This is a genomic window from Cuneatibacter sp. NSJ-177 (genome assembly GCF_022867805.1).
Lineage (GTDB): Bacteria > Bacillota > Clostridia > Lachnospirales > Lachnospiraceae > Pseudolachnospira.
This window is the reverse complement of record NZ_JALIFO010000009.1, coordinates 14489-33740: the sequence shown is the minus strand read 5'-3', so window position 1 is coordinate 33740 and position 19252 is coordinate 14489. Positions and strand designations below refer to the sequence as shown.

Annotated in this window: 17 protein-coding genes; 15 read left to right on the top strand and 2 right to left on the bottom strand. The window is 54.4% G+C overall.

Annotation, left to right across the window (positions count from 1 at the left end; genetic code table 11):
* The 9 genes from MUB23_RS14660 to greA all read left to right on the top strand — a co-directional run bounded on the left by MUB23_RS14660 (position 1) and on the right by greA (position 11602).
* Positions 1-2022: a glycoside hydrolase family 13 protein gene (locus tag MUB23_RS14660; RefSeq protein WP_244801376.1), complete on the top strand. Its 2022-nt coding sequence runs from the start codon at positions 1-3 to the stop codon at positions 2020-2022.
* Positions 2023-2357: 335 nt separating this feature from the next.
* Positions 2358-3344, top strand: a complete 987-nt coding sequence (locus MUB23_RS14655) for an ABC transporter ATP-binding protein (protein WP_244801375.1) — start codon at positions 2358-2360, stop codon at positions 3342-3344.
* Entirely contained in the window at positions 3337-4326 is a 990-nt protein-coding gene (locus MUB23_RS14650; protein WP_244801374.1) for an ABC transporter ATP-binding protein, read from the top strand. Before MUB23_RS14655 ends, MUB23_RS14650 begins: the two co-directional genes overlap by 8 nt.
* Entirely contained in the window at positions 4323-5288 is a 966-nt protein-coding gene (locus MUB23_RS14645; protein ID WP_244801373.1) for an ABC transporter permease, read from the top strand. The genes MUB23_RS14650 and MUB23_RS14645 overlap by 4 nt, the downstream gene beginning before the upstream one ends.
* A 3-nt stretch (positions 5289-5291) precedes the next feature.
* A complete protein-coding gene (locus MUB23_RS14640; RefSeq protein ID WP_244801372.1) occupies positions 5292-6137 on the top strand; it encodes an ABC transporter permease in 846 nt (281 codons plus the stop codon).
* A gap of 24 nt (positions 6138-6161) precedes the next feature.
* Complete coding sequence (locus tag MUB23_RS14635) at positions 6162-7781, top strand: N-acyl-D-amino-acid deacylase family protein (protein ID WP_244801370.1); 1620 nt, start codon at positions 6162-6164, stop codon at positions 7779-7781.
* 62 nt (positions 7782-7843) lie between these two features.
* The gene (locus MUB23_RS14630; protein WP_244801368.1) at positions 7844-9532 is read left to right on the top strand and encodes an ABC transporter substrate-binding protein; all 1689 of its coding nucleotides are present in this window, start codon (positions 7844-7846) and stop codon (positions 9530-9532) included.
* Between the two features lie 155 nt (positions 9533-9687).
* Positions 9688-10908: a dipeptidase gene (locus tag MUB23_RS14625; protein WP_244801366.1), complete on the top strand. Its 1221-nt coding sequence runs from the start codon at positions 9688-9690 to the stop codon at positions 10906-10908.
* A 193-nt stretch (positions 10909-11101) separates the two neighbouring features.
* Complete coding sequence (gene greA / locus MUB23_RS14620) at positions 11102-11602, top strand: transcription elongation factor GreA (protein ID WP_244801365.1); 501 nt, start codon at positions 11102-11104, stop codon at positions 11600-11602.
* A 23-nt stretch (positions 11603-11625) separates the two neighbouring features.
* On the opposite strand, the gene MUB23_RS14615 is transcribed toward greA, so the two are convergent.
* A complete protein-coding gene (locus tag MUB23_RS14615) occupies positions 11626-12363 on the bottom strand; it encodes a GntR family transcriptional regulator (RefSeq protein ID WP_244801363.1) in 738 nt (245 codons plus the stop codon).
* Positions 12353-12994 carry a cobalamin B12-binding domain-containing protein gene (locus tag MUB23_RS14610; RefSeq protein WP_244801361.1) on the bottom strand — a complete coding sequence of 214 codons (642 nt, stop codon included), beginning with the start codon at positions 12992-12994 and terminating at the stop codon, positions 12353-12355. The genes MUB23_RS14615 and MUB23_RS14610 overlap by 11 nt, the downstream gene beginning before the upstream one ends.
* Before the next feature lie 385 nt (positions 12995-13379).
* Here MUB23_RS14610 and MUB23_RS14605 point away from each other — a divergent pair, with 385 nt between their 5' ends.
* The 6 genes from MUB23_RS14605 (at position 13380) to MUB23_RS14580 (ending at position 19221) form a co-directional block, all read left to right on the top strand.
* A complete protein-coding gene (locus MUB23_RS14605) occupies positions 13380-14195 on the top strand; it encodes a methyltetrahydrofolate cobalamin methyltransferase (RefSeq protein ID WP_244801359.1) in 816 nt (271 codons plus the stop codon).
* A gap of 76 nt (positions 14196-14271) precedes the next feature.
* Complete coding sequence (locus tag MUB23_RS14600; RefSeq protein WP_244801357.1) at positions 14272-14910, top strand: cobalamin B12-binding domain-containing protein; 639 nt, start codon at positions 14272-14274, stop codon at positions 14908-14910.
* A 29-nt stretch (positions 14911-14939) separates the two neighbouring features.
* Positions 14940-16115, top strand: coding sequence for a uroporphyrinogen decarboxylase family protein (locus MUB23_RS14595; RefSeq protein ID WP_244801355.1), 1176 nt, complete (start codon positions 14940-14942; stop codon positions 16113-16115).
* Between the two features lie 22 nt (positions 16116-16137).
* Entirely contained in the window at positions 16138-16290 is a 153-nt protein-coding gene (locus MUB23_RS14590; RefSeq protein ID WP_244801353.1) for a hypothetical protein, read from the top strand.
* Between the two features lie 67 nt (positions 16291-16357).
* Complete coding sequence (locus MUB23_RS14585) at positions 16358-17731, top strand: MFS transporter (RefSeq protein WP_244801351.1); 1374 nt, start codon at positions 16358-16360, stop codon at positions 17729-17731.
* A gap of 113 nt (positions 17732-17844) precedes the next feature.
* Entirely contained in the window at positions 17845-19221 is a 1377-nt protein-coding gene (locus MUB23_RS14580) for an MFS transporter (RefSeq protein ID WP_244801350.1), read from the top strand.
* Positions 19222-19252 lie beyond the last annotated feature (31 nt).

Here is a 19252-nt window from a genome sequence, read left to right as displayed (position 1 = left end):
ATGAGGGAAAAAAGAAGATTTTATTTCAGTGATGAAACAGAAAATTTCCGCTGGCCTGCGGAGCCGGCGGATGGGGAAAGTGTCGTCCTCCGGCTGCGTGCCGCAGAGGGCGATTCTTTTCATGCCTGGGTGATCTCCAGTCAAGGGCAGATTCCGATGGAGCGAGCCGGGCTGGACGGGAGCCTGCCGGTCTACGAGGCGAAAATTCCCGGACTATCGGGCCCCTTCCGATATCTGTTTGAGATTGAAGACGGCGAGGGGACGGTATATTACGGAAAATGCGGGTTGCAGGACACGGCGGACTTTGCCAATGCCTTCTGGATTTTCCCCGGATTTCAGATTCCAGAGTGGATGCAGGGCGCGGTGGTCTATCAGATCTTTGTGGACCGGTTCTGCAACGGCGATCTCAGCAATGACGTGGAGGAGCGGGAATATTTTTATCTGGAGGGCGGCTGCGCCCATCGGGTGATGGACTGGAATACGATGCCGGAGCCCTTGGACGTCCGGAATTTTTACGGCGGCGATTTAAAAGGCGTCTGGGATCAGCTGGATTATCTCCAGTATCTGGGCGTGGAAGTCCTGTATTTCAATCCCTTGTTTGTCTCTCCCTCCAACCATAAATACGATACCCAGGATTATGAGCATATCGATCCCCACGTCGGAAAGATTTTGGAGGACGGCGGGGAGGTGCTGCCGGAGGGCGCGGAGTCGAACCACCAGGCCACCAAATATATCAAGCGGACTACTTCATTGGTAAACCTGGAAGCCTCGGACGCTTTCTTTGCAGAATTTGTGGAGGAAGCTCACCGGAGGGGGATCCGGGTGATTTTGGACGGTGTGTTTAACCACTGCGGTTCCTTTCATAAGTGGATGGACCGCGCGGGCTTCTACCGGGACCGTCCGGGATATGAGCCCGGTGCTTACGGCAGGCCGGACAGCCCATACCGGAATTTTTTCCGCTTCGGGCAGGATGAGAGCTATGAGAGCTGGTGGGGCATGGAAACCTTGCCGAAACTGAACTATGAGGGAGATCCAAGGCTGAAAGAAGAGATCCTTCAAATAGGAAGAAAGTGGGTGTCGCCCCCCTACTCCGCCGACGGATGGCGGCTTGACGTGGCGGCGGACCTTGGCCATAGTCCGGAAGAAAACCACAAGTTCTGGCGGGAGTTTCGGCGGGCCGTGAAGGAAGCAAACCCTGAGGCGGTGATCCTGGCCGAGCACTACGGCGACATTTCTCCGTGGATGGACGGGAGCCAGTGGGATACCGTGATGAATTACGACGCTTTTATGGAGCCGGTTTCCTGGTTCTTAACCGGCATGGAGAAGCACAGCAATAAATACCGGGAGGAGCTGCTTGGGAATGGGGAGGCTTTTTGGGCTGCCATGATCCCCAATATGGCCCGTTTCCCGTCCGGCAGTTTATATGCCGCGATGAATCAGTTGGATAACCACGATCACTCACGTTTTGTGACCCGGACATCCCGGAGAACCGGACGGTTGGGGGCGGACGGCACGGCTTCGGCGGAGGAAGGGATAGACCTTGGCGTATGCCGGGAGGCAGCTGTCATGCAGATGACCTGGCCGGGAGCGCCGACCTTGTATTATGGGAACGAGACGGCTCTCCCCGGCTGGACGGATCCGGACAGCCGCAGACCGTTTCCCTGGGGAAAAGAGAACTGGGAGATGATCGAGTTTTATCGGGAGCTGATAAAGATTCACAAGAATTCACCGGCCCTTCTTCGAGGATCTTTGGTCCGGTTATTGGGAGAACATGAGCTCCTTGCCTACGGCCGTTTCCTGGGGGAAGAGCGCATGGTGGTTGTGATCCACAACGGCCCGTCGGAAGGCAGGGCGGAGATTCCCGTGGAGCTATTGGGCGGCAGCCCGGCAAAGGGGCTGATCCGCCTGATTGAGACGGGCGAGACCGGATATAATATCGGTGCCGTCCGGCTTCCCGTGCGGGAGGGAAAAGCGGCGGTTCCCCTGCGCCCTGTTTCGGCGGCGATTTACCGGGTAGAGTAGAAAGCGAAGGACCATGTCCATGGGCAAAAGAACCGGGGAGCAGACGTTCGGACCGGGAATCCCAGGGAAATCCGTTTTATGCTTGACAAGAGGGAAAAGAACGCCTTATAATAAGAAAACGTCAGTGTTTGAATTTGACCAGGTAAGTGCAAGTACCAGGCTGTTGAAGTTTTAAAATCTTTATGGAAACTGTGATTACAGACATAGGGGAAAGATGTTGCGGAGGCAAGCCTGCGCGGCACTTTCCCCTTTTTACTGCGGCGAGTTGAAGCGTTGAACCGCCAAACAAAGAGGGATTGTTACCGAGTAAGAGGAAAGAGTAAAGGAGCGGAAGAATGGCTACGATAGTAGAATTCAAGGACTACAGCATGGGCTTTAAGGACGACGACGGCGTTGTCTTTAACCTGCTGGATCAAGTTTCCTTTAAAGTGGAAGAGGGAAGGGCTCTCGGCATTGTCGGCGAATCCGGCTGCGGCAAGAGTATGACCAGCCTGTCCATGATGCGCCTGCTGCCCCCGTCCGCGGTGGTTCAGGGCGGGGAAATCCTGTTTCAGGGAAGAAACCTGCTTCAGATGAGCGACGCGGAGATGGAAAAGGTCCGCGGAAAGGACATTTCCATGATCTTTCAGGAGCCGATGACGGCCTTGAACCCGGTTTTGACCATCGGATTTCAGATCGGCGAGGCGCTGAAGATTCATGAGCCTTCGATCACCAAAGAAGAACAGCAAAAAAGAGTGGTGGAAGTGCTGGCGGAGGTAGGGATTTCCAACCCGGAGACCCGTCTGAATCAGTATCCCCACGAGTTCTCCGGCGGCATGCGCCAGCGCGTTATGATTGCCATGGCGGTGATCAACCATCCGATTCTTTTGATCGCCGACGAGCCGACCACGGCTCTGGACGTGACGATCCAGGCCCAGATATTGGATATTATGAAAAAACTAAAAGGCACAGGCGGCCTGGTGGTGGTCACCCATAATCTGGGCATTGTGGCCGACATCTGCGAGGAAGTGGTCGTGATGTATGCGGGCCGCGCCGTGGAGCGGGGAACCTTGAAGGCTATTTTCGACCATCCGCTGCACCCTTACACCCAGGGCCTGATGGCGTCGATCCCGACCACAAAGAGTGAGAAGAAGCCGCTGCATACGATTCCGGGTACGGTTCCCACCGTGTTTGATTTTAAGGAGGGCTGCCGTTTTGCAGACCGCTGCGAGCGCTGCACGGAAGAATGCCGGAAAAAGCGGCCGCCGTTGAAGAAGGTGGGAGACGACCATTTGGTGCAGTGCTTCCTGCCGTTTGAGGGGGAGGAAATCGTCCATGAGTAAGGAACCGATCCTGAAGGTCAGCCACCTGAACAAGTTCTTCAAGGTGAAGAAACGGAAGCTGATCGAAGAGAAAAAATACGTCCATGCGGTGGAGGACGTCAGTTTTGAGCTGTATGAGGGGGAGACATTGGGGATCGTCGGCGAGTCCGGATCCGGAAAATCCACGCTGGCCCGCACAATCCTGGGTCTGATCCCTTCCAGCGGCGGAACCGTGGAGTACAAGGGCCAGAATATCACGGACTTCAAGGTGTCCAACAGCAAAATGCTCCGCTCCGAGCTCCAGATGATTTTTCAGGACCCCTATGCGTCTTTAAACCCGAAGATGAAGGTCGGCAGCGCCATAGCGGAGCCGATGCTGATCAATGGGCAGGCGAAGAATAAAGAGGAGGCCAGACAAAAGGTTAAGGAGCTTCTTCAGATGATCGGCCTCCAGCCGGAGGTCTACGACCGCTACCCTCACGAGTTCTCCGGCGGGCAGCGCCAGAGAATCGGGATTGCGCGGGCCCTGGCCGTGAATCCGAAGATCCTTTTCTGCGACGAATCCGTGTCCGCCCTGGACGTGTCGGTGCAGGCGCAGATTTTGAACCTCTTTAACGACCTGAAAGAAAAGCTCCATCTGACCTATGTGTTTATCGGCCACGATCTGGCGGTGATCCGCTATATCAGCGACCGGATTATGGTCATGTATCTGGGGAAGGTCATGGAGATTGCTCCCTACGATGAAATTTTTGATGAGAATACCCACCCCTACACCCAGTCCCTGATCTCCGCGATTTTGGAGCCGACCACGGAGCCCAATGCGGAGCGGATCATCCTGGAAGGAGATATTCCAAGCCCGGTAAATCCGCCGAAGGGCTGCCGGTTCTGCCAACGCTGCTTCAAGGCGCAGCCGAAGTGCTTTGAGGAGGAGCCGGAGCTGATCCCGGTCAGTGCGGACCATCAGATCCGCTGTCATTTTGCAAAGGTGGGTGAGAACAAATGAGCAGATACATATTACAGAGAATCGGCCGCGGCCTTTTGACCATCTTTGTCTCCCTGACTTTGACCTTTTTTATCATCCGTCTGATGCCCTCCAACCCGGTGGAGCTGATGATCGATCCCCACATGAGCCAGGAGACTCAGGACATGCTGATGGAAAAATTCGGCCTGGACAAGTCCTTCGGCGAGCAGTACATCCTGTTTTTAAAAGGAGTGGTGCAGGGAGATCTGGGAGTCAGCTTTGGGAGCCGCGCCAATGTGACGGAATTGATTGCGCAAAAGCTTCCCTGGACCCTGCTTTTGATCGGCATCGTCTTGCTGCTGGTGGTGATCATCGGAATCCCGGTGGGCGTCCTGGCGGCGAAGCGAAAGGGACGGCTATCAGACCGGATCATCAGTATCGTGGTGACCATGGGGATTTCCATCTTTATTCCATTTTTGGCGTTTTTGCTGCTGTACCTGTTTTCCTTCCGCCTCGGCGTCCTGCCGACGGCAGGAGCCTACACGCCGCCGAAGGGAGAAGGGTTCTCCTATGTGCTGGATATTGCGCGCCACGCGATTCTGCCCGCCGTCACCCTGTCGGTGATGATGCTGGCCAATGCTGTGCTGTACACGAGAAACAGTATGATCGACGTGCTGAAAGAAGACTATATCCGGACCGCCTACTCCAAGGGACTTGACAAGAAGCGCACCTTAAAGGTCCATGCTCTAAAGAACGCGCTGATTCCCACCGTTACCGTGATCGGCCTGCAGATCGGCGTCATGGTCGGCGGATCGGTGATGACGGAAACCGTGTTCTCCTGGCCCGGCATCGGCCGTATGATCTACGACGCGGTCACTGCTTTGGACTATCCGGTCTTACAGGGAGGATTTTTGCTGATGTCCGTCAGCGTGGTTCTGATGAACTTCCTGACCGACTTGGTGGTCGCCTGGTTAGATCCGAGAATTAAGCTGGGAGGGAAATAAGCGATGAAACAAAGAAAATCCTTTGGATATTATTTCCTGAGAAATAAAAATGGTATGATCGGCCTGATCGGGGTGGCGCTGATCGTTATTTTGGGCGTGATCGCCCCGTTTCTGGTGGCCTATCCCGAAGGCTATACCGCGGATATTCTGCTGGCGCCGAGCCTTTCCCACCCGCTGGGCACCGATAAGCTGGGCCTCGATATCCTGGCTGAGGTGATCTGGGGGGCCCGCACCTCCCTGTACGTATCCTTGACCGCCGTTGTGATCTCCGCTCTGATCGGAATCCCGGCAGGGCTGATTAGCGGTTTTGTGAAAGGCTGGCTGGGAGAGATCATCGACGCCTGTATCGATATTTTCCTGACCCTGCCGATGCTGCCGTTGATGATTATTATGGCGGCCATCATGGGAACCTCGATCAACAACGTGGCGCTGGTCATCGGCCTGTTTTCCTGGCCGCAGCTGGCCCGCGTCACGAAAAATGCCACGCTGAAAATTTCCGAGATGCAGTACATCGAGGCGGCCACCTGCCTGGGACTATCAAAGCCCCGGATCCTGTTTAAGCACGTGCTCTTAAACGCCACTGGCCCGGTCTTTGTCAATCTGACCCTGATCATGGCCAGCGCCGTACTCTCTGAGGCCAGCCTCAGCTTCCTCGGCCTCGGCGATCCGACCACCTGGTCCTGGGGCACGATCCTGAAGAGGGCCTGGACCAGCAACGCGGTGATCAGCAGCCCGAACCCTTGGTGGTGGTGGCTGATTCCGAGCCTGTGCATCGTCATCTTCGTTGTCTGCTTTAACATGCTGGGAACGGCGATCAACGATATCTTAAACCCGAAGGGCAGAGATTAAGCCCATAAGAAAGAAGGCGCAAATATGTATGACTTATTGATTCAAAACGGCCTTGTTATCGACGGGACCGGGAAGCCTGCTTTTCCGGCCGACGTGGCGGTAAGCGGGGACCGGATTGCAAAGATTGCCCCGAAGATTGAAGAAGAGGCAAAGAAAGTCTACGACGCAAAAGGGAAATATGTGATTCCCGGCCTGATTGACCCCCATGTCCATGAAGAGTGGGTCTGCATGATTGACGGCCGGTATCCGTTCTTTTTGAAGGAGGGCGTGACTACGGTGGTCAACGGCAACTGCGGTCATTCGGTCATTCCCGGAGACGTGAACCATATCATGGACTACTATCTGGGAAACGGCCTGTTAAGCCTGAAACAGTGGGAGGAGTACAAAAAGACGTTCCCCCGCTGGCATGACTTTGAGAGCTACGCCCAGGCAGCCGAGGAGAAAGGCACGAATCTGAACTTCGTCACTTTGATGGGCCACGGAACGATCCGCTGGAGCGTTATGAACGGCGCCCATCCGAGAAAGCCGACCGAGGAGGAGCACGCAAAGATTGAGTCCATCGTTAAAAACGGGATGGACCAGGGCATGTTCGGCATCTCCTTTGGGCTGGACTATGTGCCGAGCCGGTACGCGGACATCGAAGAACTCTGCGACGTGGTCAACATGGTAAAAGCCTACGACGGAGTGGCGGCCGCGCATCAGAGAAACGCCATCGGCATCTACGAAGCCACCCAGGAATTCCTGGAAGTCGGGCGCAGAACCGGAGCCAAGATCCAGATTTCCCATCTGGCCTCGGACACGCCGGAAGCCTTTGAGGCGGCTCGGAAAGCCCACGACGAGGAAGGCGTGCGGGTTCACATCGACACGATCCCCGACAGCACCGGCCACTGCATCAGCAAGTCCCGAATGTTCCTTTTTATCATGGCTCTCTCCGACGAGCTGTTCTCCCAGGGCGTGGAAGGCGTGAAAAAAGCGCTGGCCGACCCGGAGGGCCGCGCCATGATTATCAGAGAGTGCTATATCTTTGCCGGGAACAAAGGAAGCAAATATGTGGTCCACTCCGACGATCCCCATCTGGAAAACCGTTCCGTATTGGATATCGCAAGGGAGCGCGGCGTCGACCCCGACGAGTGTATGCTGGACCTGATTGCGGACGACAACAACTATGTGTTCTGGGTCAATGCGCCTGCGGCCCATGTGCCGTCCAAGTTTATCGACCACTGCCCGTCCATCGTGGAAAACCCTTACGTGTCGGTGGGAAGCGACGAGATCTTCGGCGATCCGGCCGATCCCTTTGACTGGTACGAGGTGCGCCGCCGGGGAAGCTTCATCATCTTTGCCAACCGGTATCTGAAAAAGGGCGTTCCCTATGAAGAGATCGTCCGCAGAAACACCTCTTTGGTGGCGGATCATTTCGGCATCGAAAAGAGAGGACGGTTACAGGAAGGGAATTTCGCGGATATCGCGGTGATCGATCTGGAGCATTACTACTACCCGGAGGTTTCCCAGGAGCAGTACAAGACGCCGGAGCTGACCGGAGAAGGCTGCGAATTCCTGGTGGTCAACGGGCAGGTGGAATTGGAGGACGGCCAGGTTCTTCGGACCTATGCGGGCCGCGTTCTGCGAAAGAACCGTCAGAACTGAAAATTTCGTGAGAAATTACCAAATTGGTATTTCCAATAGAAGCAATCTTTAGGAGGAAAGAAATGAAGCATTTGAAAGCAATGGCAGCGATGAGCATGGCTCTTTGCCTGGCTCTCGCTTCCTGCTCCAGCGGAAGCGGCGCAGGAACCACAGCAGCAGCCGGCGGAGCCACCACAGCGGCGGCTGGCGAGACCACGGCGGCAGCCGGAGAGAGCGGCGCCGCAGGCGGCGAGGCACAGGCAGGAGGAACCCTCCGCGTCGGTCAGCCTTCCGCACCGGTAAACCTGAATATCTGGACCCACAACGATCAGGCCGCTTATTCCATCATGAGCCTGGTGTGTCCGTTCCCTCTTCAGATCAATGAAGAAGGAATCAAGGAGAACTACCTGGTCAAGGAAGTCACCAACAACGAGGATGCCACGGAATTCACCGTCACCTTCCGGGATGACCTGGTCTGGAGCGACGGTACCCCGCTGACCAGCGAGGATGTCAAATTCACCTGCGACTACATGCTGGAACACAAGCTGAGCTACGCTCCCAGCTTCCTGTCCCTGGTGGAAAACTGCGAGATCAAGGATGAGCACACGGTTGTGTACCATCTGAGCGCCAGCAACGTCAACTTCTACAACAGCGCGGGCTACTGGATTCCGATCATGCCCAAGGCGGAGTTTGAGAAAGAGACCGACCCGATGAACCACACCTACAGCGGCATCGGCTACGGGCCCTTCTATGTGGACGACTATGTACAGGGCGAATACTGTGTGCTGAAGAAGAATCCGTACTTTACCATGGCCAACGACGGCAAGGGCGCCCTGCTGGACGAGATCGTATTCAGCGTCTACAGCGACGAGAACGCGGTGATCCTGGCCCTGCAGAACGGGGAGATCGACACCTCCTCCAACTTTATCACCGTGGCGGCTCAAAACCAGCTTCAGAACAACGCCAGCTTTGAGCTGCTGTCCGTGCAGTCTCTTGGCTATGGGTTCATCTCTTTCTGCCAGAACAACACGCTCTTGCAGGACGCGAACCTGAGAAAGGCCATGGCCATGGCCATGGACCGCGATGCGATCTGTACGGTGGCTTACCAGGGCGGCGCGGAGCCGATGACCCATCCGATTTCCCAGGTTTGGGCCGATTTTGTAAAGTCTGACATCAAACAGCCTGCCTTTGATCTGGACGGCGCCAATGCCCTGCTGGATCAGGCCGGTTACACCGATGCCAACGGCGACGGAATCCGCGAGGCTTCCGACGGCACACCGCTGCAGTTCACCATGACCTACCGCAATACCCTGGCCAACGTGGACTCTATCATGGAGATCCTGCGCAGCGATTTCCAGAAGATCGGAATCGGCATGGATTTAAGCCCGGTGGATGCGACCACCTTCACGGCCAATGTAACCCAGGGCCACGACTATGACCTGAGCTATGCGCTCTGGGCCACCATCGACGACGTGGACACCACGATTTACACGATCTACGGCATTGGCCAGCAGCTGAACTATATGGACTTCAACAATCAGGAGATGGATGATCTGCTGATGAAGGCCAAGACCACCATGGACCGGAACGAGCGTATTGCGATTATGGATGAGTGGCAGAAACTCTTTGTCGAGAATCTGCCCACCGTCAACCTGCTGGTGGCGTCCAACGTGTACCCGGTCAACACCGAGAAGTTCGGCGGCTGGGGCATCGTACCCGGCGTCAGCGGCCCTCTGACCGTAACCAAGATGGTAAACGTATACGCAAAATAACAAAAACCAAGGCTGCCTTTCCGCTTGCGGAGGGGCAGCTTTCCCACAGAAAGGAACTGTGAGACAAGCGGGATTTGGTTGGTCCGGATTTGTCCCGGAGAAGAAAAACCGCATTTCACAGGAATGAATATTAGAAAAGAAAGAAGGATTTCATCATGGAGATGAAGAAGAAAGAAGCTTACAAGGGGTATCAGGCGTATTCTTACCTGGAAGCGGGAAAGGACTACCCGGATCTTAAATGGGCTGACTGGGATTGGGCCGGCCGTCATGTGTTGGAGCTTTCCGACGAACAGGAAGCAATGGTGAAGGAGATTCTGGAGAAATATCCTTATGTCTCCGTCCATGACCACCCGACTTTCTTCCCCAAGACCATGGGAACGGCGCGGGACATCAACGACGCCATGCGCGCCGGCCGTCAGTTCTGCTCTTATGAGGCGCTGGCCTACTCGAACCTGGACTGTGTCTTTGATAACATGATGGACGGCGTGAACATCATTTCCTCCCCCAACGGCTGGAAATGGATTGACATCATCCATGACCTGGGTATGCGTCTCTGCGACATTGCCCATCAGGATTTCCTGGTACACGCTAAGACCGTGGACGATATCTTTGCGGCGAAGAAGGCCGGGAAGATCGCCTGGGTCGGCGTAATCGAAGGTGCGGCCTGCATCGAAAACGAGGAAGACCGGATCGACATCCTCTACGGCCTGGGCGTCCGCCAGCTGGGTGTGACCTACTCCGAGGCCTGCGCCCTGGGCTCCGGAATCAAGGAAGAGCACGACGGCGGCCTGACGGCTTTCGGGAAGAAGTGCGTGGAGCGGATGAACAAGGTCGGCATGCTTTTGGATGTGTCCCACTGCGGATCTCAGACCGCCTATGACGCGGTGATGTACTCCAAGATGCCGATCATCGCCAGCCATATGGGCGCCAAGGGCATTTGGAACAGCAGACGGATGGCCAGCGACGAACTGATCCAGGCGATTGCGAAGAAAGGCGGCGTCGTCGGCATCGAGGCGGCCCCCCACACCACCATGTCCCCGGCGGCCGGAACCCATACCTTGGATACAGTGATGGAGCATTTTGAATATGTGAAGAACATGGTCGGCATCGACCACGTAACCTTCGGACCGGACACGCTCTACGGCGACCATGTGGGGGTTCATCACGCCTTTGCCGCAACCTTGTCCACCAAAGCCACCCAGGCGGCAGCCGGAAGCACCTTCACCGAGCAGCCTTATATCAAGTATCTGGAAAACCCGACCGAGGCTTCCTGGAACATCGTGCGCTGGCTGGTAAAGCACGGCTACACCGAGGAGGAGATCGCGAAGGTCATCGGCGGAAACGCCATCCGCGTGCTGCGCGAGGTTTGGAAATAGAATTCCGTCTGGACTTACAAAGACAAAATGGAAGCCGCGCCCGGCAGGTATTGACTGCTGGGCGCGGTTCGTTTTCGATCAGCCTGCCGTGGCGGATTGCGTCTTTTTCTGGGGAATGGGGCCGGTTTTTTCCTTTTGCATCCGAGGAAAAGAAATGCTATACTGTAAGGCAGGACAAGAAGGGGGAAGGATCATGTATGACGAATTGACGCGGAGCGACATCGAGAAGATGAAAAAAGAGATTGAATACCGGAAGCTGGTGGTCCGCAAGGAGGCCTTAGAGGCCGTCAAGGAGGCCCGCGCCCACGGCGATCTCAGCGAAAATTTTGAATACCATGCCGCAAAGAAAGACAAAAACCAAAATGAGAGCCGGATTCGCTATCTGGAGCGAATGATTAAGACCGCGAAGATCGTGTCCGATCAGTCGAAGGACGATGAAGTCGGCATCAACAACACGGTGGAAGTCTACTTTGAGGACGACGATGAGACCGATACCTTTAAGCTGGTCACCACGATCCGCGGAAATTCCCTGAAAGGCTATATCAGCACCGAATCACCTTTGGGACGAGCTCTGCTGGGGCACAAGGCCGGGGACCGGGTTTACGTGAAGGTCAGCGATACCGTGGGATACTATGTTGAAATCCGCTCCATCTCCAATACGGATGACGAAGGGGATACGATCCGGAAGTTCTGATTTCCTTAAAAAATCAGCCAAGTCTATCCAACGGGATTTCCCTTTGACATATAGCCCGAAAAACCGACAATCCCTTCCTGAGGCTGTTTGAAATATTTAATTCCATAGCCGATCCGGGAATTATTTTTTCCGGTCAGATAGCGGCGCGCCACCAGCACGGGTTCCCCCACCTGGCAGTTGAGCAGTTCCAGAGACAGCCCTTCGGCCAGCTCGGCGGAGAGTTCCATTCGGGTATGGAAGGCAAATGGCGCTGTTTTGGAGGCGATGATGTCCGGAAATACCGCGTAATTGATCGCAGCCTCGATCAGCGGGAGACCTTTCTCGTAGGGCAGATATTTCAGATCCAGGGCGCAGGGCACGTTTTCCCGCAGGATCAACCGGCAGATTTCTACCACCCGGCCCGTCTCATTGAGGGAGAGCGCACGGCTGATCTCCTCGTTCGGGAGAATGACTCTGGTCCATTTCAGCTTGGAAGTACAGCCGTCCTGCTCCTCATCCTCCGCAAAATCGACGATAAAACGGTTGTGCTTGGGCATCGAAACAAAATATCCTTTTCCTGCCTGGGGAGTCAGATATCCGTCGGTCTCTAAACGTTTCAGGCTCTTGCGAATGGTTTCCCGGCTGACAGAAAAACGCTCCGCGAACACATTTTCCGAGGGGAGCATGTCTCCGGGATTCCACTCCCCCTGAAAGATCTGTCCGCGAATCGTATCCGCGACGGCTACATAACGCGGAGCAATCAGCTTTTCATTATTCTTCATGTCGCTTCCTCTCCACTACTGTTTTACAGAAAGCTGCGGTATCGGCCGGGTCGTCCGCCACTGCGTCCGCACCCAGGGCCTCCGCCTTCTGATTGTTTACACTGCTTCCGCCGACCACGATGGCTACGGTGTCCCTTAGGCCCTCCTTATCCAGCGCCTTGATGGTGTCAGACATGGACTGCAGGGCAAAGTTCATCACCCCGCTGAGAGCCAGAACATCCGGTTTGTGCTTCCGCACTGCCTCCACAAAATCCCGGCTTCCCACGTCAATTCCCAGATCGATCACTTCAAAACCTTCGGAGATCAGCACATCACAGACAATATCTTTGCCGATATCGTGGATATCATTTTCCACCACTCCAATGATGATACGCCCCAGAGATTTGCTGCCGGCGCGGCGCATACTGGAGCAGAAAAGTCCCATGGCGGCCCGGTAGATGATGCCCGACACGATCAGGTCAGCCAAAAAATAATCTCCATTTTCAAATAGCTTCCCCACCTTTTGCAAGCCGGCGTTCAGGTAGCTTTGAATCTGGACGCTGGTGGCTCCGCTGTCCAGGAGATCCTGAGTATATTGAAGCACCTTGTCTTCATCCAGTGCAGCCATTGCCTCAATCAATTCTTGTTCCATAAATCCGATCCCTCTTTTCCCCTCGATGATGTATTCCGCCGTTTTGGTTTCCTCTGCCCTTTTGATGCGGGACGGGCTGCGACATCTGTTCTCTGGGAAATTCTCCCGATTGTCTTTTCTTTATGATAATGCAGCCGGCAAAATTTGTCAACCGAACAAAACATGACCTGTACGTAACAGTTGTTGGCAGATCGAGATAAGGGGGAAGGAGGAAAAAAAAGAAATAATCTGAACAATATAAAGGAAGGTTGGTGAATACAATTAATATTAAATAAGATTTCAATTTCATATTACAAAATATGACTTTTCTATTGACAAGAGAAATAATCATAGGTATACTTGTACGTACAAGAAAGAAACAAACAACAGAGAGGTGAACGTTATTATGATCATAATTGGCGAGAAAATCAACGGTGCGATTCCCTCTACAGCGAGGGCGATCGCGGAGCGTGACAGCCAGTTCATTGTGGATCTGGTGAAGAGGCAGGAGGAAGGCGGTGCGGATTTTCTGGATGTCTGCGCAGGAACCCGGCCTGAGGAAGAAAGAGAGGCGCTGGAGTGGCTGGTGGACGTGGTGCAAGGTGTGGCGACAAAGCCGATCTGTATTGATTCTCCGGATCCCAATATGCTGCGGGCTGTTTTTCCCCGGCTGGAGAAACCCGGACTGATCAATTCCATTTCCGGAGAGGGCGAAAAATGCGAGAAACTGCTTCCCCTGCTGAAGGAGAACCCGGAGTGGGGCGTGGTGGCTCTGTGCTGCGATAACAACGGAATCGCAGCCAATGCGGATGATAAGGTAAGGATTGCCGAGGAACTGATCGAGAAGGCTGCTTCCTACGGGGTGACGCCGGAGAGGATACATATTGATCCACTGGTGCTGGCGCTCAGCGCGGTCAATGACTCTGCACTGAACTTTTTTGAGGCCATCCGGCGGATTAAGGAGAAGTACCCTGCGGTCAATGTCACGGCGGCTCTCAGCAACATTTCCTTTGGAATGCCGGCTCGTAAATTGGTGAATGTGAATTTCCTGGCATTGTCTATGGAAGCCGGATTGGATTCCGTCATCGCAGATCCGACCAGCCGGGATGTCATCGGTACGATTTTTGCCACAGAGGCGCTGCTTGGAAGAGACCGGCTTTGCCGGAAGTATAACAAGGCCTACCGGGCAGGCAAAATTGGAAAGCAGCCGGAGAAAAAATAGTGGGCGGAAGCCCAGATGAGTCATTCGGACGATCGGATTAGAAAAAACCAGAAGACAGCAGAAAGGAGTTAGAGACGTGGTAGATTTTGAACAATTGAAACAAAGTATGGGAGAATTGGATGAGGACGCTGTGGTCAGTGCCTTGAACGAGGTGATGGCGGACGGCGGATCCCAGGCTGCGGCGGCCATGCAGGCCTGCCAGGAGGGGCTGAACATTGTCGGCGATCTATTTGCCTCAGGGGAATACTTTGTCGGAGATTTGATCTATGCCGGGGAACTGATGACCCAGGCGGTGGAAATCCTGCGCACCGCGCTGGCAGGAGAAGGCGGAGCTGAAAAAGGCCGCATGATCATGTGCACGGTCAAGGGCGACCTCCACGACATCGGAAAGAATATCGTGATTGCCATGTTAGAAGCCTCTGGCTTTGAGGTGCTGGATCTTGGCATCGACGTGGCGCCGGAAACCATTGTGGAGACTGCGAAGAAAGAAGGGATCCATATCATCGCGCTCTCCGGCGTCTTGACCTTGGCTATCGACTCGATGAAGGACACGGTGAATGCTTTTGCCGCCGCAGGGATGCGGGATACCACCAAGATCATCATCGGCGGCGCGCCGGTAAGCCCGGAGGCCTGCAAACTGGTGGGAGCGGACGCCTGGGCCCATAACCCTCAGGATACCGTCCGGACCTGCTCCGATTGGGCGGAAGCCTGCTGACAACCGCCCCCCAAGAAAGGAGAAATGCTATGACCAATCAGGAGCAGAAGCAGTACCGGACCAAACTGATTCGGGATGCGTCTATGATGCAGAAAAAGCCTGACCGGGTGCCTCATGTATCTTTTTTTGTCACGTGGAAGATTCTGGATGCAGGCTACAAGCTCAGCGAGGCGATGAACGACTATGCCATCATGGAAAAAGTGGTGCGCCGTCATCAAGAGGAGTATGGCTTTGACGCCATCTTTGAGTACGGCGGGCGCAACGCCATCCGGATTCCGGCTGCGCTGGGAGGGACCACCTACTCCATCAATGACGAGGCGGGAACCGTAAATTATAAGGATAAGGCTATCTGCGAGCACGATGAACTGGAAGAATTGGCTGCGGATCCTCAGAACTTCTTTTATGAAAAAGGAATGGCCCGAAAATACCCTTGCTGGGCGGACGGTACGGTGACGGCGGAGGACGTGCAGAGAGCCATCGACGAACAGTCGAAGTTTATTCAGTATCACATAAATATCACCCGGATTATGAATGAAGAGTATGGTATGCCCAACTTTACCGCTCCCAATGGCTTCGCCTATGCAGGACTGGATTTTCTTTTCAACACGATCCGCGGAATCAAGGGACTTTCCATTGATATGCGCCGGGACCCGGCCAAGGTGGAGGAGGCCATTGCAGCTCTGAATGAACTGTACTTTACCCCCGGCTTGAATGTGCTGAAGAATGCGCCGGAAGGCCCCAACATGGATTACTGCTTTGATTACGACATCACCCTTTTGTGCCACACGATCCTCAATCAGAAGCAGTTTGAGCGTTTCCTGTGGCCGGATCTGAAAGCAGTTTTAGACGTTCTGGCGGAGAAAAAGAAAACCCTGCGCCTGTTTATGGAGGGGAGCAGCAAACGGTTTTGGGAGTACCTGAAGGATTATCCGAAGGGAATGATCACCATGCACCCGGAGCAGGATGACGTGTTCGATGTCAGAAAGGAGCTGCCCAACTGCGCGATCCTCGGCGGCATGCCGGTCAGTCTTTTGGGGAACGGAACGAGACAGCAGTGTCTGGACCGGACAAAGCTTTTGTGCGACGAGCTGGGAAAGGACGGCGGTTTTATCCTCTGCCAGGATAAAATGGTGTCTTTCCGCAATGATGCAAATCCGGAAAATGTGCATGCGGTCTGCGAGTTCGTGAGAGAGTATCGGCCGTAGAGGCAGGGAAAGGAGACCTGGGATGGAAATGGAAGATAAGAAAGTGGATATTACCAAATATCCGGAGGGGTTAAAGGCGCTGGCCGCCCAGCTGGACCTGCCGATCCCGCCGGAAGAGACGGAGAAACGGGAGGCTATGGTGATGGGGCTGATCAGCAGCCTGGTCCGTCAGTAGTTTTAGAGAAAAGGTTTCAAAACGAGACAACATGTCTGATCGATCAAGAGAAAATGGAGGTAAAACTATGGAAAACAAAGTGCAACGGGCAATGCCGACTCTGAAGAAAAGCCAGCTGTTGATGTACGGCTTCGGCGGTATGTTCCTGAACACCTTCTACTTGATGTTCTTGGCTTATTACCGGTTGTTTTTCCTGACCAACGTGCTGATGCTGGATACCTATGTGGCCGCCACCATCAACTCGATTTCCGTCTGGATCAATGTAGGAACGATGGTTCTTGCCGGTATTATTGTGGACTCCACCAACCTGAAATGGGGCAAGTTCCGGTCTTGGGTTCCCATCGGAGGCGTGATGGTGACCATTGCCTTCCCCCTGATGTTCGCGAATCTCGGCCTGTCCACAGGGGCAGCAGCCGTGATGTTTGTGGTGATGTTTGCAATCCAGTCCATCGGCTACAACACGCTTTGGGTAGCGGAGCGCTCCCTGGTGGGACCGATGAGCCGCAATACGGCGGACGCTACGGCACTGGCAACCTATGCTCAGCAGGGCAGCACCATCGGCGGCTTCATTTATGGCCTGGTGGGTACCCGCATTCTTGCCTTTTGGGGAACCGGCCCCAACTCTTACGCGTTGACCGGCTTGACGTTTGGCCTGTTCATCCTGGCCGGAACGTTCCTCATTTTCTTTATGACAAAGAAGTATGATCTGCCAAGCGAAGCAAAACCTGCGTCCGCTCCAAAGGCGGAGAAGGTCGGCCTGGGGCAGATGCTAAAAAGTATCCGCGGACCGATGATCCCCTTTGTCGTTGCCATGATTTTAAACAACTGTCATCTTGGTTTCTTTATGACATTGCTGAACCATTTTACTACATATGTATTAAATGACCCGGAAGTTTTGGGCCTTGCGGTGACGCTGGGTTCCGTCGCCAGTTTCGTCGGCGCCTGGATCAGCAAGATCATGTGCGACCGCATGGGCAAAAGAAGCGCTTTTATCTGGTTTTCCCTGCTGACCGGCGTCCTTTATATGCTGATTGCCTTTATCGGCCGGACTTCGGTTCCGTTCCTGATCCTGCGTCTTTGCGTAGGCGCTTCCTGCGTGGTCGGCGGTATGCTGATTCCTGCCTTTGCCAATGACCTGGCGGATTACAATGAGATGAAGGGTACCTCCAACGCCCGTGCTTTCGTACAGGCGCTGTCCGGAACCACCATCCGTATGGGAACGGCTTTGTCCACCATGATTGCCTCCTTCGGCCTGGCCTTCGTAGGCTTCCAGGCAGGGATGGAGCCGACTCCCCAGGTGGTCAACGGGATTACCTATATGATGGCTTTTGGCCCTGCTATCGTCTGTGTGCTGTCTGCTCTGTGCTTTATTCCTTACCATGTGGATGAGAAAGAGCTGGATGCTTATCGAGCGGAAAAAGCCGCAAAGATGGCGAAATAATCTGCATCCTCCTACCGACTCTCTCGCCTCTCCTCTGCCTTAGCTGCGGCGGGGAGGCGATGGGGCCGGCTGTCTTTCTGTTTTCATCACTAAACTAGTAAGGGAGGGAGCTCATGGAAAAAAAACGCACGCCTTCAAAGCCGACCCACAGCTACCGGTTTATGTACGGATACGGCTTGGGCGAGTTTGGCTTCACCTTCTTCCTGTTTTTCATTGCATATCATCTGATGTATTTTATGACTGACATCCTATGTATGCCGGGGCCTGTGGCGGCCCTTGTATACACTGTGATTCAGTGGTTTGAGGCAGTGACGATGGTAGGAGCCGGTGTTCTGGTGGACCGGGCAAGCCTGAAAGCCGGTAAATACCGGCCCTGGATGGTGATCGGCGCAGTCATGTGTATGGCCTTTACAGTCCTCTTCTTCACGGATTTTCAGCTTTCGGTGGCCGGAGACGTCCTGATATTCGGTCTGTTTTATTTCCTTTCCTACACCGGCTATAACCTGATGTGGGTGGCCTACCGCTCCATGATCGGTCCTCTTTCCCGGACGCCGCAGGACAATGTATCCCTGACCACCGCCTCCTCCCAGTTGGGGAGCGCAGCCGGGCTGCTCTTTAGCTTTTTCGGCGTCGCGATCCTCTATGGTTTTCGCGACATGCGAACCGGTTACCTCATCTCCGCGCTGCTGTACGGCGGGCTGATGGTGATCGGGATGGTGATCAGCGCTTTCGTAACCAGGAGGTACGATAATCGGGAGACCCAGGCTGCGCATTCGGAGAAGAAAAAGGTCTCTCTGAAAGAGATGATCCGATCCATCAATAAGCCGACGATTGTTTTTTTCCTGGCGGTCACTTTCCGCGAATCCATGTCCACCCTGCTTCCCACTCTCTTGACTTATTATTTCCTCTATGTGGTAGGGGACAGCGGCTGGCTCAGCGTCTATTTGATGGTGATCAATCTGAGTTCTCTGTTCGGTTACTTTTTTGCTCAGGCGTTCGCCAACCGGTTCGGAAAGAAAAATATGTTTATTATTTCCAGTTTTTTGTCGGTCTGCTGCATCCTTTCCGTGAACCTGATCGGAACCAACATGATTTTGTTCATGATCCTGATGGGGCTTAACGCATTCTGCAATATCTTTTCCGGCACCATGATTCCGGCCTTTATGAACGAGATTGCAGATTACAATGAGTATACCCAGGGAATCCATGCCCGCGGCTTCGTCATGTCCCTGGGAGGGACCGCGATCCGCTGCGCCGCCGTGCTGGGAGGAGCGCTTTCCTCCTTCGGCCTGGTGATGATTGGGTATCAGCCGGATATGACGGTGACGCCGGTGTTTTGTTCCCAACTGACGCGTCTGATGACCTTCGGGGCCGCCGCCGGTCTGGTGATCAGTGCAGTGATTTTTATGTTTTATAGCCTGGATGCGAATACCATGGCCCGTGTCTATGTGGAGAAGGCAAAGGAACAGGAGACAACGGATTATATATAAATCAAAATGGTAAATGAGAAAAGAGATTCTT

Bases quoted from the DNA above. Each gene is read 5' to 3' on its own strand.
- MUB23_RS14640 (WP_244801372.1), top strand. From the start codon at position 5,292: ATGAAACAAAGAAAATCCTTTGGATATTATTTCCTGAGAAATAAAAAT.
- MUB23_RS14590 (WP_244801353.1), top strand. From the start codon at position 16,138: ATGGAAATGGAAGATAAGAAAGTGGATATTACCAAATATCCGGAGGGG.
- MUB23_RS14625 (WP_244801366.1), top strand. From the start codon at position 9,688: ATGGAGATGAAGAAGAAAGAAGCTTACAAGGGGTATCAGGCGTATTCT.
- MUB23_RS14645 (WP_244801373.1), top strand. From the start codon at position 4,323: ATGAGCAGATACATATTACAGAGAATCGGCCGCGGCCTTTTGACCATC.
- MUB23_RS14630 (WP_244801368.1), top strand. From the start codon at position 7,844: ATGAAGCATTTGAAAGCAATGGCAGCGATGAGCATGGCTCTTTGCCTG.
- MUB23_RS14650 (WP_244801374.1), top strand. From the start codon at position 3,337: ATGAGTAAGGAACCGATCCTGAAGGTCAGCCACCTGAACAAGTTCTTC.
- MUB23_RS14580 (WP_244801350.1), top strand. From the start codon at position 17,845: ATGGAAAAAAAACGCACGCCTTCAAAGCCGACCCACAGCTACCGGTTT.
- MUB23_RS14595 (WP_244801355.1), top strand. From the start codon at position 14,940: ATGACCAATCAGGAGCAGAAGCAGTACCGGACCAAACTGATTCGGGAT.
- MUB23_RS14655 (WP_244801375.1), top strand. From the start codon at position 2,358: ATGGCTACGATAGTAGAATTCAAGGACTACAGCATGGGCTTTAAGGAC.
- MUB23_RS14585 (WP_244801351.1), top strand. From the start codon at position 16,358: ATGGAAAACAAAGTGCAACGGGCAATGCCGACTCTGAAGAAAAGCCAG.
- MUB23_RS14635 (WP_244801370.1), top strand. From the start codon at position 6,162: ATGTATGACTTATTGATTCAAAACGGCCTTGTTATCGACGGGACCGGG.
- MUB23_RS14660 (WP_244801376.1), top strand. From the start codon at position 1: ATGAGGGAAAAAAGAAGATTTTATTTCAGTGATGAAACAGAAAATTTC.
- greA (WP_244801365.1), top strand. From the start codon at position 11,102: ATGTATGACGAATTGACGCGGAGCGACATCGAGAAGATGAAAAAAGAG.
- MUB23_RS14615 (WP_244801363.1), bottom strand. From the start codon at position 12,363: ATGAAGAATAATGAAAAGCTGATTGCTCCGCGTTATGTAGCCGTCGCG.
- MUB23_RS14605 (WP_244801359.1), top strand. From the start codon at position 13,380: ATGATCATAATTGGCGAGAAAATCAACGGTGCGATTCCCTCTACAGCG.
- MUB23_RS14610 (WP_244801361.1), bottom strand. From the start codon at position 12,994: ATGGAACAAGAATTGATTGAGGCAATGGCTGCACTGGATGAAGACAAG.